We start from the raw sequence: 15,716 nt of genomic DNA, 5'->3' as shown, positions 1-15,716 counted from the left end.
AACGTGCACCTGTTTTATCGGCAGGTGCACGTTTTTTCATGTTTGCTATTTATTCTAAGGTTAGCCAGTCAATCATTAAATAACCTTCCGTTTTATTTTGGTTCTTCAACTCAACAACGCCCTGATATAATTCTTTCCCGCTCTTGATTTCAAAAATTTTAAGTGAAGGAACACTGGAGGGGTTTTGTCCGATTCTATCGGGTGTTGTCAGGATATAAGCCTTACCGTTTTTAACGGCAAATTGAAATCCGGCTTCTGAATGTGCCAGCCCAGTCTCAATCGAATTTACGATTCTTCCATCTTTATGGCTGTAGGTAACGAGTTGCAAACCATTCTCGCCTGGCTGAGCAAAGTATATCATTTCGCCATCATAATACGGCAGCATATTTGCGTTGTATTGATATTCCTTGGGAGATTCAACTTTGATACCTTTTCCTTTGTCTAAATCAATCATCACCAGTTCGGTGTTAATACGTTCAGAATACGTGCCTTCCTCCTTTTCAATATCTTTAGAGATATCTTTAAAATAGAAAGTAAACTTGCTTGGCTGTCTCGTATTAGTTTGATTTAGCTGCTGCAAATAGGTAGAAAGATTTTTCCCTTCACTCCTTGTTGATAATACAATTTTGTCTTGGTCAATCTCCTTGGCAGCAACGTTAATTGTGTAAAGATGGACTTCTGTATTATCAGAATCATAATCCTCGTTCCTGGTCAATATTTTTAGTTTGTTGTCAATCAGCTGTATATCTTCAATACTAATAAATGAATACTTTTCTTTATTGGGAATTTCCACCTTAAAGCTTTTTTCTGTTTCTGAATCTTTTTCCAGCATCGATAGAGTAAATGTAAAATCGTTGGCCATTTGACCAAAATGGTAATCTACATCCCCATATATAAGGTAATCCCCATCCTCGTAAAATGAATTTGAACCCGTTTTCCCTCTCATGAATGAACGGTATTTCTTATCAAGATCTTTATGGCCGTCGTTGTCAGAAAACAGTTTTTCAGTTTTATCAATAAGGCCCATTTCTTTATAATAAACGGAGCCGTTTTCAGTGATCGTAACGACGTCAATGAAGTAGTCATTGTGATAAGAGCCATGAATGTTAACCTGCTCTGCCTCTTTCTGGTTGCCAGTTTGTTTTTTCAAAGAGAATTGGGGGCTTCCGGAAGCTGCTGACTGGATATAAAAAGCTCCAATACTAAGAACGATAATGGATAAAAGTAAAATTGATACGATATACCGTTTCATATTGTATCTATCCCCCTACACAGTGATTTTTTTATTAAGTAATAATCTGCTCGTCAATATGGATGCTGCTGCTATGAATAAAATCAGCCCAATCTCGATTAGCAGGATTTCTTTTGGATAAAAGAACTGGTAATTCAACAATTCCATGACTAGGAAAGGTGAAACAAACAGGGTACCTGCAATGACGCAATACAGGATTCCTATAAAAATTCCCATTAATTGATAGCATCTTTCAAAAAGGATTGCTGTAAAGATAACCAGTAAAGCGGTAAAACCCACCCCATAAAATAGGATAAATTCAGAGAATGACGAAGGCAGGATAATCGAAGCATAGTTGCTTGATTGTAAGATTTCATTCAAGCCCATCATGCTTCTGAATTCACCAGGTATGAGCGTTTCAAAAAAGACTATTTGTAGGAAAAATAGTAGTATTTGTACAGCAACAAACCCAAGTACCATAAGGAATATCGCTGTTGCCTTTGCAAAAAATAGTGTTAATCTCGGGATAGGAAGCATCAGCAATCGATAAGCAAACGTATTTTTCCCGTTCCACTCCCTATACCAGATCAGAAATACATAAAAGATTAGAGCAGCTGCCGATAATCCGATTGGGCCGATGAACCATAAACTATCGATAATCGATACAAATGAAGTTTGGCCGTATTGATGTACATATTCAGATTGGGATAATGAGTTCGTAACCATTAATTTATTGGCTTGATTCATATACCATTTGGAGATGAAATAAACACCAGCAAATTCTGTTACGACTAAAATTAGCAGCAGCGAAACATATACTTTAAAAAACCGGCCGATTTCGAAATTGACTAATTTTAAATAACGATTCATGCTCGATACACCTCTCTCATCACATCGATTACAGACTTTCCTTCCCTCAGGCGAATCTCTTCTGTACCAAACTCCTTATGTACCTTGCCATCATCCAGTAAGACTGCTTTATCTATCAAATGTTCAATGTCATTAATTTCGTGGGTTGTGATGATGACCCCGCGGCCTTCAATTAAATGGGTGGTAAACACTTCTGCAATCTGTTCCCTGCTAAAAATATCAATCCCCGAAAACGGTTCGTCCATCAATACATAATCGACATCTAGAGCAAGTCCAAGAAGCAGATTTACCTTTGCTGTGTTCCCCTTCGACAAATCTCCAATCCGCATCTCCGGTTTCAGCCTGAAGAAACGGAGTAGGTCGGCAGCACGCTCATTGTTCCAGCTTCTGTAGAAGTCTTCCATGAAAACCATTGCATCCCGAATGGTCATTTGCGGTGGAATTGTGATAGCATCAGGGATAAAAGTAATATTCTCATAACTATCTTTGCTGAGTTTTTTATCATCCAGCAGGATTTGGCCGCTGTTGATTGGTGTCAGGCCCATGATCGCTTTCAAAATGGTTGTCTTGCCAACCCCATTTACCCCAATCAGGCAAGTGATTTCCCCTTTATCCGCCGTAAAAGACACTCCATCCAATACAGTTTTTCGCTTGTATTTTTTTACAACATCTTGTACAGAAATCATGTTTCCAGTCCCCCTTTTCCAGTTAACTTGAGTGGTATTTATTTTTAATCAGGTTCAATAGCTCATCCAAAGGTACGTTAATGTGCTTCACAGAAGTTAAGAAAGAATCAACCGCTTCCGTCAAAAGCTCCTCCCTTACCGAATTTAAAATGTTTGTATCAGTCGTAATCCTGCTTGGAAAATTCCGTTCAGTATGGATCAAATTCTGGTCCTCCATTTCCTTATAAGCTTTTTGAGCTGTATTTGGGTTGATTTTTAACATGGCAGCCAATTCCCTTCTCGACGGAATATCCTGGCCGGCTTCGAGTGCCCCATTGGCTATTTGTTCCTTAAAATACCGGACAACCTGCAAATACACTGGGTCACGATTATTAAAGCTTATATTCATACAGACATCTCCTCATCTTCCTTCCGTTGCGAGGGGTGTATGTACTAAGTGGTTCATACACCTTATATGTGTACTATACACGTAGTACACTATAGCCGTCAACAGGAATTGAAAAATTTTATTTCAAGTTCGCTTTTGATTAAATCGCTGAATTAATCACAAAGGCGCTGAATTATGGTTAAAAATCGCTGAATTATTTTTCCAAAACAAAATAAAACGGGTAATTTCAATCTTTTTAAGGTGGGAATAGCAAAGGAATTATGGTTATATAAACGACTTAAAATGTTTAGAGAGACTAAAAAGGTCGTCGATACATAGTTATCAACGACCAAAATGCTTGAGAGAGACCAAAAAGGTCGTTGATACATAGTTATCAACGACCGAAAAGCCTGAGATAGACCAAAAAGGTCGTCGATACATTGTTATCAACGCCCAAAATACTCGAGGTAGACCAAAAAGGTCGTTGATACATAGTTATCAACGACCAAAATGCTCGAGATAGACCAAAAAGGTCGTCGATACATAGTTATCAACGACCAAAATGCTTGAGAGAGACCAAAAAGGTCGTCGATACATAATTATCAACGACCAAAATGCTTGAGATAGACCAAAAAGGTCGTCGATACATAGTTATCAACGACCAAAATGCTTGAGAGAGACTAAAAAGGTCTCTGATACATAGGGGATGATACGTTTATCAAACAATTTGAAGTTAGAAGTTTCGATAATAGTTTGCGTGTTATTACGAAGTGAAACGACGGAAAGGACTTGTCTATGTAGATGTCGTTTGAGTTTTCATTTTAGGATCTCTCATCTCTAAGGTTTATGGGAGATTCAGTTTGGGATAAACAACACAAGGTTTAGACCTGGGTTTTGGTTTTGGACTTGTCAATGGCTTCCCTGGTTTTGACCATGTTATACCAGGTTACTCCGCCATGCTTAGAGTCAGAGATGCCATGGTTTTTAAATCCGGCTTTTTCATAAAAAGGAATTAATTCCTCTTTACAGGTTAAAGTCATTCCTTCCCGGTCATTTTCTTCTACAAGCTCTTCCATTTTTTTAATTAAAGTCTTTGCGATTCCTTGGTTTCTAAACTGTTTGGATACAGCTAATCCTAAAATACTCTGGTATCCTCCTCTTTTTGGATTTTCCTCGCTTTCCTTAAACAAATCGTCAGTTATATAAGGCTGATTGATAATCGGCCCATTGATAAAACCAAGTAGTTCCCCATCGTTTACAGCGACAATAAACGTATCAGGTATCAACTGAATCCGCTCCACAAACGCTTCCTTTGTAGCAGCTTCTTCGCTTGAGAATCCTTCATTTTCTATAATTAAAAGCTGTGGCAAATCTGTTTTTTGAACATTTCTTAAAACAATCATTTTATCTATTGCTCCATTCCAAGACTAGTGTCGTTGACTTTCAATCGTCACATAAATTACATACCTTGCGTCAGGTAGTGTTTGTTTTTATTATAAATAGTCGGACGGAAATAAACGAATTTGCTGTTTTCCCCAAAATCGTTGGTACAGTTAAAATAAGCTTCATTTTACAACTTTTCACTTATATCCTTAAGATGCCTTTTTATATCTTCAAGGTCGTTTTTTAATAACTTGGCTGTATTTGAATTATCTATTCCTGTTGCAATAACGTAGGCAAGTACCACGAATGCTATAATAATGAGCACCAAAAGAAAAAGTGGTTCCATTTTATACCTCCTGATTTTTGGTTAGACCTGCAAAAAAGAATCATGCCTTCTAGGAAATCGAAAAACATTTTGTCGAATGATGTTTCCAAATAGTATCAAAACTAATAAAATAATTCACTAATACACTCAGGTCACCAACAAAAGCGTCTTGGATGGAATCAGCAGTCTTATTTTTAGGCTCTTGATTATTTTTCACAGGCAAGCCCGCCCGGAAAATTAGCTATCTTCATGCGGTTTTTTTAAAAAAACCATATTTAATTAAACAGCAGATTATAAAACTTCTCTCTTCCCAAGCCATCAAGAAAGTCAATCTTCTTTTTTTCATAAAAGTCATCGGCATTCCCTCTGTCGAAAAACCAGACACTATCAATAAAAATGCTTAACTTATAAACATCGAATAAATGATTTTTCTCCTGAATGGTTAGTTGTCTATGCTTCATGTATTCATGAATTATATTTTTAGCTTCAGGGAAATGAATCACTTCAAATTTATCATGCGTCCAGGCCCACGCTTCAATTAAACCGACCACATCGAATAAAAGGTATGTATAATTTGCGTCATCAAAATCGAGCAACGCAACGAGTTTGTCATTTTTAAACAGAATATTGGAAGGATCGAAATCAGCGTGGCAAATGCCAAGTGGTAACGATTTAGGCAGGATAAGAGTTTGAAGCCCTCTTTCTATCCACTTTAGTTTCCTCCTGGATTCAACTGAGTCTATTCTTTGCGCCGCTTGTTGGGCTTGCTCCAGACAAAAATCAACATCGTAATTCCATCGGGATTCCTTATTCATCGGAGAAAAATGGGAAGTGAGTTGATGCAACAAGGCTGCGGTTGCGATTAATTCCCTTTTCTGTTTTTCATTTGGATCGACAGGATGATTTCCTTCCATAAAGTCAAATATGGCAAATGGTTTTGCGTTATAAATTCCAACGAAGTTGCCATATACGTCGGCGTGGGGGCCAGCACACGGAAAATGGTGTTCCTTTAAATACTGCAGCAAATCAGTTTCAAATAGAACTGAATCCTCGGTCCGGTTTTCATAATATCTAAAAATGAACTTTCCCATTGTTGTTTCGACTGTATAATTTGTTTGAACAGTCCCCTTTTCAATAGGTTCGGTATTTGTTATATTACCTAGATGATAATCTGCAAAAATGGTTTCAAGCTCCTGATTCGTGAAAGTAGTTTTTACTGCCATGATTTACTCCTTTTCTTCATATCTTCAAAGACGGACCCCTTAATACAGAAAGTTACCTCTCCATCATCTTATGAATAATCCAACCAATCTCTGCAGCTAGGATTACCACTTACTTACTCAATTGACACCTACGTTCGTATTCCACATATATTCGACAAATTCCTTTCAATTCCTTTTCTATAAAGACGCCTTCTAAAACAAAAAAGACAGAATTGCCTCTGTCTTTTCTAGCTGTGAGATCTATTTCTTCTTCTCTTCCCGAACTGATAATATCGTTGCGTCTCCTCCGTATTGGATTCGAATCGTTTTCCTTGCCTCTGCAGGAGTTCTGGTGATAACAGGCTTAATCTGTTTTTCTCCGTTTTGTTCGACCTCTACAAGAAAACATTTTGACCCGCATCTCATGTTAAGTTCCTCCATTCCTTACTCACACTTCCCAATTATAAAAATGCATAATTGAACAATCCATAATACAATGGGCCGAGCATGATGATGAAAGTGGCAAGCATCCAGATCTTCCTTTTGACAGGAGAAAGTTCTTCAAGAATTTCCTCCCCATCAAACCCCTTCAGGAACATTGCGAACAAAAAATCCCAAATGAAAGCTGCCACGGTTATAATTTTCCAAGCCGTTTGGTTAAAAATATCTGTTTCAGTTACAAAACCGAATAAGCCAATCCACGTAATGATCGAAATAACGAAGTCTAATTTGCTAAGCTTAGTTTTGTATTGACCTTTTATTAAAAATGCAATGGATGCTGTACCCAGCACTCCTAAATAAATAGTCCAAAAGAAATCTGCCATAACTCCCCTTTATCCCCTGTCTCTATTCTTAACTTCTAAGCTATTATAGCGGGTAAGGCTGAATCATTTCTATAAAACCTTATTTAATTATTCTTTTGTTTAGGTCCACGATGACCTCAATTGCTTCATCGACTGTTGATACAGTATATATCTTTATAGTAGAGTTTAATTCCTTTTGTACCTTTGCTGCTTCCTTTGCATTTTCAGAAGGGATAATCATGAAAGGGAAGCCAGTCTTTTCAGCAATCTGGATTTTTTCCTTTATACCACTAATGCTTTTAACTTTCCCAGTTTTTGTTATTGCCTCTGTCACAGCAAAACCTAAATCATTTTTATAATCCCCTTTCTCTAGACGGCCTGTTAATGCAAGACTTAAACCGGCACTACTTCCTTGAATATCATTTTTATTGACAAAACGCGTGAGCCACTCCTCTTCCTTCCCTAAATAGTCGATAACATTTGTTTTCATTTCTTCAAGCGGATCTTTGCGAAAAAGGATCCACTTTAATAGCTGGCGGTTTTTAACTCCATATACAGTGTAATGATTCACATCAACTACGGAAAATACCTGTTCATTTTTTCTGGTCAATAAATTAATAACCTCTTGTTTACTCCGGGTATTTCCCACCTGTATCTCAGAGACTCCCACAATGAATATTCCTGAACCCTCCACTGCTTCTTCCGGTTTAATATAGGCATATGCCACATGGGTAGGCGCATCGTAACCCACAAGAATAAACTCATAGCAAAACGCGAGGAACAAAATGAAGGCCGCAATACTTATTTTTTTCTTGACTGCTGGCTTTTTTCGAAAAAAGATTAAGCTAATCAACAAAATTAAAGTACTACATACTAAGATAAATACATAGGCAAATTCATCGATTTCACCTTGGAGATATAAAAATAGAAATACTAAGTAGTAAAGCAAAGTCAAAAAAATGGGAAGGGCATTTTCCTTTTTCATGAAGTCACCTGCCACAATTTTTCAGGTAAGATTCTTTGTCCACTAGCTTTGAAACTCCCGGACTCGCATTTTCGACTCGTATTTGGGCTCCTAGTATTTTCCCTTTATCATCACTGTAGAGAATAGCGGATAATTTTTCACGACAAATTTCCTTTAGAAGGATTTCCTGTGTAAATAGTGTTTTTGACGTTTTTAATTCTGCAACATTTAGACCTCGTTCTTCCATAAACATTTGCTGTTCTTCATTATCCGGAAGTGATAAAGCCTCTTTTTCCAATGCCCGCTTTATAGTCCATCCATACTCCTCGACATAGGTTGAGTGGCTTTCCTTAAGTTCTGCTGAACAGCTTGCCAGGAATAGAACTGCAACGCAGCAGATTGCTGTCCACCATTTCATTGAGACTTCCCCTTTTTGGAACTATTTTTAAAATATGGTACTACTAAAAATTTCCACATAAGGACACTGATTCCTGCAAAAAACTAAAAAAATGCCTTTGAAAAGTAAAGTGCCCTTGAAAAACTTCAAGGACAGTTCTCAAACTAACAAAGCGGTTCCTACATTAAGACAACTGAACATCATCTTCTATTCTTACTAACAGTTACTTCGTTCCTTAAATAAGCCCAGTTTTGGGGTGCTGGTAACCCGATTTGCCATAATGTGCTGCCCGCCAGTTGGTAGCTATCAATCAGATTATATTTTGAAATATAGCTTCTAATATCCTCAAACCAGACAAGATGTTCCTCGCTGCCTGCCCAATAGTTGTACTTTGGAGATTGGGCGGTGGGATCAAATTGAACCATTGCACCTGAAGTAATGGCTTTGTTTTGTGCAGCAAGTACAGAAAGTCCCGTTGTCTTGTTGGTTGCAGCCACCTTATCATATCCATACAAGGGTATAGCGATAAACAATTTTTGCGGTGGAACTAAACCAGTCGCATACATTACAACCTGCTCCACCCAGTTAATCGGTGAAACAGGAGCAGGCGGCCCTCCAGGATACCCATAATCAAGTGTCATGACCGATATGCTATCTGAAATTCGGCCGATTGTCGCATAATCGTAAGCTCCGACTATCCGATTCGTTGGCATATCTTCTGTTTTCGCATGAACATTTACATTCAGAATTAGGTTCCCCATTTGTTGTTTTAATGCTTGTAAAAATGAGTTAAACTCATTACGCCTTTCTGGAGGAATAAACTCTATATCAAGGCTGATCCCTCCATACCCTCTGGTTCTCGCAAGATTCACCAAGCTTGCAACCAAATTCTGACGATATGTTGCATTTCCAAGAACACCACCGGCCAGCTCAGGACTAAACCCACTGTTAGTAAAATTACGGACCATCATTAATGGCGTAACATTTAGTTGTTTGGCCCGGTTTATAATTGCACGATCATCTTTAACAACATATGCCCATCCCCCGGGAGTGAATGTGTAATTCACAACCGCTATATAGGTTAATTGGTTTGCTAAGGAAGTGATTACAGGAAGGTCAGCTGCCGTCCCCGAAGGAACGAGGAAGCCTAGAATTTGAGTAGACATTTTTATCGGGGAGGGAATTTGAATAGTTTGGCCGATTTGAAGTTTGTTTTTATCTATATCAGGATTAGCTTCATTAATTACTGCAACGGTTGTATTGAATCGTTTGGCGATTCTCGAAAGAACATCACCTTTCTTTATCCGATAAGACCGATTGGCCAGTCCTTTGCCAGGTATATATAGAGCCAGCCCAGGAACTAGGTTAGCTGATTCCAATCCATTAACATTTATAATATTTGATACAGTAGTATTATATCGATTGGCAATTGCCCACAGATAGTCCCCCGAAGTAACAACTTGAACAGTCATTCTCTCACCCCTTCCTTACATCATATTAGCAAGGAGAATTTATATACTGTTCATGTTAATGAAGGATGCGTTTTTTCCTCAGCACATCCATTCTTGAGGACTTTTTTGTTTGGACCGGCGCGGTGAACCATGGACCAGGTACGTGTTGGAATAGATATCCGATGATTTTCATATTTTTTCCGAGGATTTTAACTACTTATCCGAGAAAATTTTCATATATCCGAGATTTCCCGCCATATATTCGAGAATTACACAATTTGGACACAAAAGAACAGTTCAACGAAGCTGAGCGGTTAATGATTTGTCAAACTTGTAAAGTGACTTTAACACAATGTTACACTTCTGTTCTTTTTCTGAAATCAATCATTGGTATGATAGGTTTGTCTGCCTTAAACCTGTTATTAGATTATAAAAAAGAGAGTGAATACTTTGCTGAATATAAAAGAAGCCGTTACCCAGTTGTCCAACGCCGGGATAGAAGTGGGTGACAAGGACGTCATCACCTGGATTAAGCAAGGCAAACTAAAAGCCGAAATGATCAGGAGAAGGAACATAACATACAGAATCAATGCTGAAGATCTAAATGAATTGATAAAAGAAGAGCGGGCAGCATACCTCGAAGCTAAATTGGAAGAATCTCAAAGGAAAAATGAGATCCTTACTGACCAAATAGAGCTTTTAAAAGCCCGTGTACATATTGAACAGGCAAAGGTACGGACCTTAAAAAGATTACTTAATGATCAAATTGAAGCTGATGGACCGAGTGGTTTTCATTCTGAATTGTTGGGATTGGAACATGATTCAGACAATCATGTTCTTAAAAAGGAGTTTAAGAAACTGCTAAAAGCCCTCCATCCCGACCGCGGTGGAGATGAACGGCTATTTAAAGTGTTTAAGGGGCATTATGATAGCATAAAATAATCCTAATTTTTCGAATTTTATGTACGTCATTATTGGACATATAGTATAGTTGTTGTAGGAATCTAGCTTAAATCCCACCAAAAGGAGATTTGTGTATTGAATACAACAACCACTTCCATTCAAAAACTCGGCCAAATCGGAGTACCTGTTAAAGACTTGGATCGTGCCATACATTTCTATAAAAGTCTGGGTCTCCCCCATCTTTTTACCGCCGGCACACTGGCTTTTTTCGATTGCCATGGAACACGCCTGCTCCTAAGCCTGCCTGAAAAGGAAGAGTTCACGTCTAATAGTTCTGTCTTATATTTTCAAGTAGAGAGCATAAACGAAACGTACGAAAAGTTTAAAAATCAAGGTGTTGAATTCATCGATGAGCCTCACCTTATCGCAAAAATCGGCTCAACCGAAACGTGGATGGTTTTTTTCAAAGATACCGAAGGCAATACACACGCGTTTATGAGTGAAGTAGAAGCTGAATAGAGTAAACAAGGATACGTCAATATGAGTATCCTTTTTTCGCCCCTGATTCTTTAACCATTCAAGAGCTAATATCCGTTAATTTCCTCTTTATTCCATTATGACTAAATCAATCTTCTTGTCATTACGATAAAACTTTATAGTATCCAATGGAATATTGCTCCTTAAATTGCCGAAGTAATCGTTCGTTACCTCGGAATCTTGGAAAACATCCTTTTCATTTATATTAATCTTATACGAACCATTGTTGTCTTTTATTACCTCCGCCACAACGGTCGTATATCTTATTGTTTTATCTTTCAAATTAACATATAGTAACCCTTCATTATCATTTTCCTTTTTAAAGTATAATCCTTTTTCTAGTGATTCCATCCACTCTCTATCACTTGCAGATATTTCGTTGATTTGTACCAAAGAAACATCGTTTCTGTTAGAACACCCAGCAAGAAAAGCAATGCTCAATGAAATAAGTAAGACAAAGCCAAGTATCAGTTGTTTTTTCATAAACAGCACCTCTTTTTAAATTTTGACGAACATTACATTGTGAAAGCTCATGTTCCAATTACGTGACTTTAATGTTGATGAACATAAAAATGAATAATTCTGGTAAAAATGAAGATTATCTTTTTCGATATCATAATTATAATGTTAAATACAATGGCAGATGGCAGATTTTTCATTGATCCTTTTTATTGCAGAGCCGTGTTCCTCCGAAAAGTTGTACCATACAAAATACTCGCTTAAAAATAAAAAGAGCTACATTATGTAGCCCTAAGTTTTACTGCTGGTTATTTAACTATTAGCTTTCCAACCATTCCCTGCTGATAATGGTAACGGCAGATTACATCATATGTACCAGCCGCAGACGGTTGTATGGCAATGGTTCTTTCTTTCCCTGGCTGAACTTCTGCATCAATTCCAAGCTTTTCGACTGTAAAGGTGTGCTCTTTCCTGCCCCTGTTTTTCAATAAAATTGTTGTCGTTTTCCCAAACGGGATGGTGATGGCGTTCGGATTAAAGTAATCATCGTTTAACTCAACCTCAAGTGCTTTTTCACGCTCAGTAGGTTGTGTTCCAACAGTGGATTCAGCAGCTACATTGAGCGAACCTAAAGCAGTTGCGGCAACCATCACCATAAGCAAAGCAAAAAATCCAGTTAGCACTTTTTTAACAAACATTCGCAATCCCTCCTTTCATAACACTATTTTTTTCTATTGTGTAAGATTTTATCCAACAAGAAAAGTTAACTCATAATTCAATAGAGAATGATCTAATCAAATTATCTCTATATCCTTATAAGTAGCGGCCTGACTAAACACGAAAAGTACCCATTTATACTTGGTCCTTTTCTCTTCGACTTATAAAGTTAGTGAAACCATGAATCCAAAATACATTGAAAAAATAAAACTGATAGCAAAGAATACGCCAACCGCGGGCTTAACTTTTTTGAAGCTCACAAAAATCAGTATCAAAAATAGCAGAGTTGATAGGAATAATAACGTCGATGTTGCATTTACAGTCAACGCTACGTTAGCCGCAGACAGGATCTCCTTCCCCAGCAACCATTCCACCCACCAAGATGCACCTTCAGATTTAACTGTAAATTCAACTTCATGGGGAGGTGAAAGTGTCCCTAAGACACTTGTAAAGTAAAACACCAGGAAGATGACAATGCTTTCCGCTTTTATCCATGGACGGGGTTTAAATGAAGGATAGCTTTTCGTTTTCTTGGCCATTACCCCATTAATAAAAGCAAATGCCAAAATTGGAATAATACCAATGTGCTTTAACAGGAGCATTTGTCCGTAAGGCAATACCCAGGAACTAACATACTCCGTAGGTTCAACTACATAAAACATAAGAACCAGGCCGCTTATGAAAATAATGATAATGGACCCAATCGCAACCGGAGTAAACCATCGCAAAAATTTATCCCATTTTGAATCGTCCTTTGAGAACCAGGTAACATGAAATAATATACCGCTCCAGAGGATTACCATTAGGAAATGGGCAGAATGAGCAAACAGCCCTGGCCAAAATGATAAGGAAGCGACATGGCTAGAGTAACCAATAGCAAGTACCATTATAAACAAAAGGAGAGCTTGGACATGTTTAGAACCATTTAACAGAATAGTAATCCAAAGGAGGATCGACATAAATGCGATAACAAGCCATGCCCTGCCTACCTGAAAATCAGTAATAACTGAAATAGCAGCCATTGTAAGTCCAACTGCATCTTTGAAATAATAAATGGTGAGAGCGGCTGGACCGAATGAAAAAATATAAATCCCAAGGGTAGATAAAAGTATCGCTTTTTTAGAAATCGTTATTTGCGGCTTGTAACTTTCTCCGACATACTGCAATGCTACATGGCCTGCAAGAATTGCAAAACACAAATATGCCCCAAATTCACTAATACTAATTAGAAACTCCATTCTATTTCTTCCTTCCGAAAAGCATAAACATGCCGATACCCAACAGCAATATGACTATGGCAGGGATTACAATACTTATAAAGCTGGGTCCGGATTTTTGATTGTTTGATAGGTTCTGGTCTGCTGTATCTTCCCGTTTGACTTCGTCTTCTCCTTCTGGATTCGTGTCTTCGGTTTTGGTTGGTTCCTCTGTTGAAGGTTCTTCTGTCTCTAGTTCCTCAACAGCCTGTTCCATTTGAACGGAGAATGGAATGTCGCCAGTAATAACATGCCCGTCTTCCCCAACAATTTTCCATTGAATGGTATAGGTACCATTGTCCAGCGGAGATTCGATTGTGCCAATCAATTGCGTTCCGTTTGGTTCAACACTTTTTAACGGAACCTCCTTGCCATCTTTCACAAGTGTCAATGTACTAAGTGATTCTATTTCACCGCCAAAATTGAGCACCAATTCGCTCAGTTCTTCCTTAACAACTTGTCCCGATTCGGGCGTGGAGGATTCCAGTTGTGTATGTGCACTTGCTAGAGTTGGCATCACTATTAGCAAAAAAGCTAGAATAAATGCTGTTTTTTTCATACTATCTTCCTTTCTTAAACTAATTTTTTCTGACTAATAGTTTACAATAACATATTTTTTTATCATTTAAAAACTGAGCGTTTTCCGTTCAATCATAGGGGTGTAACCATCAGATGACTTTGAACACTTTTTGCTAAAGTCAAGTGAACACTTTACTGGAAATTAGAACATGCACATAGTCACTTTAAACGGAGCCTCTGCGGGTAGGATCTTGAACCACAAAGCCAGCTATATTCATGAATCTGGCTCAGCAGAACCAGTCTATCATGCCCCCTCTACATATAAAGTGCACGTCTCTACTGGAAAACAGTGTTAAGGCTTATTCATCATTTTGTAGTAAGAACGTGTTCATTTCTACTCACGGTTACAAGGGGAGTTATCATGCAGTTATTATACTGTACAACTAATAATATTTTTTTAGATTATACGAAAAAGCTGTTCCCAAATGACCGCAATTACCGGCGTTTGGGAACAGCTTCTGAATTACTATATTAGTAGAGATTTAACGTAGGTATGAACTCGATTTTTTCCTAAAACAACCTTATTTGATTGATGCTTCATAAATAATTTGTATGGATTTAGACAACATTGTGTTGAATTCTTCGTCAGTTTGGTCAACGGTAATTCCCTCTGTTAGAGCACGTGAGAAACTCGCAATCATTCCGTGATTCCGTGATAGCTTTTCATTGGCTTCCGCTTGAGTGTAACCTCCCGAGAGCGCCACCATCCGTACAACATACGGGTCTTCAGTTAAATTTTGATAAAAATTATCTTTTGCAGGCAAGGTAAGTTTAAACATAACTTTAATGCCTTTGCCAAGAGTAGATAAATGATCCATTAATGCCTCTTTTAATAGTCTCTCCGACTCTTCCTTATCCGTACTATGGATATCCACTTCCGGCTCGATAATTGGTACCAGCCCTGCCTCTGCAATCTGGTTCGCTATTTCAAACTGTTGCTTAACAACTTTCTCTATTCCAGAAGGATTGGCTTCCTTAATAACTGAACGCATTTTTGTCCCGAAGATGTTCCGTTCATTTGCTCTTTTCAGAAGATCGTCCAAACCGGCAATTGTCTTCATGAGCTGTACTCCTTCCTCAAGGTCCGCTAGCCCTTTATCGACTTTCAGGAAAGGCACAATGCCTTTCTTCTCCCATAGAAAATCAGCAGTGTATTGCCCGTCAATCATACGGTCCATCGTGTTTTCAAATAAAATTGCACCCAAAATATGCTGAGAGTCAAACGCTGGACTCTTAATAATGCGCGTTCTCATCTCGTGCACCAGGTTATACATCTCTTCTTCTGTAGTATAGCTGCTTTCAGCAATTCCATATATCGACAATGCCTTTGGGGTACTGCCGCCGCTTTGGTCTAAAGCGGCTATAAAACCTTTTCCTGTTTGAATACGTTCATATTGTTTGTTATTCATGTTTGTTCTCCTTCCTTTGAAATGTAATTCTTCACATTCTTGATTTACCCTTTTTGGAAAAAGGATGAACCCTGTTATTTGGTTAAACATTTAATCCTCTCCAAGTGTAATACCACCAGACTTTCATAGATGATTCTACCTTGAGTGTTTAGAATGAAAATTAACATCATAATAAAC

Annotated in this window: 19 protein-coding genes; 2 read left to right on the top strand and 17 right to left on the bottom strand. The window is 38.0% G+C overall.

Annotated elements, in window-relative coordinates; all coding sequences use genetic code 11:
* Positions 1-49 precede the first annotated feature (49 nt).
* The 12 genes from A8F94_RS23960 to A8F94_RS23915 form a co-directional block, all read right to left on the bottom strand.
* Positions 50-1,252, bottom strand: a complete 1,203-nt coding sequence (locus A8F94_RS23960) for a hypothetical protein (protein ID WP_066206851.1) — start codon at positions 1,250-1,252, stop codon at positions 50-52.
* A gap of 15 nt (positions 1,253-1,267) precedes the next feature.
* A complete protein-coding gene (locus A8F94_RS23955) occupies positions 1,268-2,101 on the bottom strand; it encodes a hypothetical protein (protein WP_066206848.1) in 834 nt (277 codons plus the stop codon).
* Entirely contained in the window at positions 2,098-2,787 is a 690-nt protein-coding gene (locus tag A8F94_RS23950) for an ATP-binding cassette domain-containing protein (protein ID WP_066206844.1), read from the bottom strand. The genes A8F94_RS23955 and A8F94_RS23950 overlap by 4 nt, the downstream gene beginning before the upstream one ends.
* A gap of 22 nt (positions 2,788-2,809) precedes the next feature.
* The gene (locus A8F94_RS23945; protein WP_066206841.1) at positions 2,810-3,175 is read right to left on the bottom strand and encodes a GntR family transcriptional regulator; all 366 of its coding nucleotides are present in this window, start codon (positions 3,173-3,175) and stop codon (positions 2,810-2,812) included.
* 860 nt (positions 3,176-4,035) lie between these two features.
* Positions 4,036-4,557, bottom strand: a complete 522-nt coding sequence (locus A8F94_RS23940; RefSeq protein ID WP_066206837.1) for a GNAT family N-acetyltransferase — start codon at positions 4,555-4,557, stop codon at positions 4,036-4,038.
* A 167-nt stretch (positions 4,558-4,724) separates the two neighbouring features.
* The gene (locus A8F94_RS26015) at positions 4,725-4,883 is read right to left on the bottom strand and encodes a hypothetical protein (protein ID WP_175384512.1); all 159 of its coding nucleotides are present in this window, start codon (positions 4,881-4,883) and stop codon (positions 4,725-4,727) included.
* Between the two features lie 254 nt (positions 4,884-5,137).
* The gene (locus tag A8F94_RS23935) at positions 5,138-6,085 is read right to left on the bottom strand and encodes a homoserine kinase (protein WP_066206834.1); all 948 of its coding nucleotides are present in this window, start codon (positions 6,083-6,085) and stop codon (positions 5,138-5,140) included.
* Between the two features lie 240 nt (positions 6,086-6,325).
* Entirely contained in the window at positions 6,326-6,490 is a 165-nt protein-coding gene (locus A8F94_RS26010) for a hypothetical protein (protein WP_175384511.1), read from the bottom strand.
* A gap of 35 nt (positions 6,491-6,525) precedes the next feature.
* Entirely contained in the window at positions 6,526-6,888 is a 363-nt protein-coding gene (locus A8F94_RS23930) for a hypothetical protein (protein ID WP_066206831.1), read from the bottom strand.
* A 79-nt stretch (positions 6,889-6,967) separates the two neighbouring features.
* Positions 6,968-7,852 (bottom strand): S16 family serine protease, encoded by an 885-nt coding sequence (locus A8F94_RS23925; RefSeq protein ID WP_066206828.1) that lies wholly within the window; start codon positions 7,850-7,852, stop codon positions 6,968-6,970.
* Between the two features lie 4 nt (positions 7,853-7,856).
* Positions 7,857-8,249, bottom strand: a complete 393-nt coding sequence (locus A8F94_RS23920) for a hypothetical protein (RefSeq protein WP_066206825.1) — start codon at positions 8,247-8,249, stop codon at positions 7,857-7,859.
* A 179-nt stretch (positions 8,250-8,428) separates the two neighbouring features.
* Positions 8,429-9,700, bottom strand: coding sequence for a LysM peptidoglycan-binding domain-containing protein (locus A8F94_RS23915; protein ID WP_066206820.1), 1,272 nt, complete (start codon positions 9,698-9,700; stop codon positions 8,429-8,431).
* 429 nt (positions 9,701-10,129) lie between these two features.
* On the opposite strand from A8F94_RS23915, the gene A8F94_RS23910 reads away from it, so the two are divergent.
* Both A8F94_RS23910 and A8F94_RS23905 read left to right on the top strand, forming a co-directional pair.
* Complete coding sequence (locus tag A8F94_RS23910) at positions 10,130-10,621, top strand: hypothetical protein (RefSeq protein WP_077247899.1); 492 nt, start codon at positions 10,130-10,132, stop codon at positions 10,619-10,621.
* Between the two features lie 96 nt (positions 10,622-10,717).
* A complete protein-coding gene (locus tag A8F94_RS23905; RefSeq protein ID WP_077247898.1) occupies positions 10,718-11,101 on the top strand; it encodes a VOC family protein in 384 nt (127 codons plus the stop codon).
* Positions 11,102-11,188: 87 nt separating this feature from the next.
* Here the strand turns inward: A8F94_RS23905 and A8F94_RS23900 are convergent, their stop codons facing one another.
* The 5 genes from A8F94_RS23900 to A8F94_RS23880 form a co-directional block, all read right to left on the bottom strand.
* Positions 11,189-11,602 carry a hypothetical protein gene (locus A8F94_RS23900; protein WP_066206818.1) on the bottom strand — a complete coding sequence of 138 codons (414 nt, stop codon included), beginning with the start codon at positions 11,600-11,602 and terminating at the stop codon, positions 11,189-11,191.
* A 284-nt stretch (positions 11,603-11,886) separates the two neighbouring features.
* The gene (locus A8F94_RS23895; RefSeq protein WP_066206815.1) at positions 11,887-12,276 is read right to left on the bottom strand and encodes a cupredoxin domain-containing protein; all 390 of its coding nucleotides are present in this window, start codon (positions 12,274-12,276) and stop codon (positions 11,887-11,889) included.
* A 180-nt stretch (positions 12,277-12,456) separates the two neighbouring features.
* Complete coding sequence (locus tag A8F94_RS23890; protein WP_066206812.1) at positions 12,457-13,533, bottom strand: copper resistance D family protein; 1,077 nt, start codon at positions 13,531-13,533, stop codon at positions 12,457-12,459.
* 1 nt (position 13,534) lies between these two features.
* Complete coding sequence (locus A8F94_RS23885) at positions 13,535-14,110, bottom strand: copper resistance CopC family protein (RefSeq protein ID WP_066206809.1); 576 nt, start codon at positions 14,108-14,110, stop codon at positions 13,535-13,537.
* 541 nt (positions 14,111-14,651) lie between these two features.
* Positions 14,652-15,539, bottom strand: a complete 888-nt coding sequence (locus A8F94_RS23880) for a fructose bisphosphate aldolase (protein ID WP_066207006.1) — start codon at positions 15,537-15,539, stop codon at positions 14,652-14,654.
* Positions 15,540-15,716: the final 177 nt, after the last annotated feature.

Source organism: Bacillus sp. FJAT-27225 (assembly GCF_001685025.1).
Taxonomy (GTDB): Bacteria; Bacillota; Bacilli; order Bacillales; family Cytobacillaceae; genus Bacillus_D.
The sequence above is the reverse complement of the archived record's forward strand: the minus strand, read 5'-3'. Positions and strand labels throughout refer to the sequence as shown.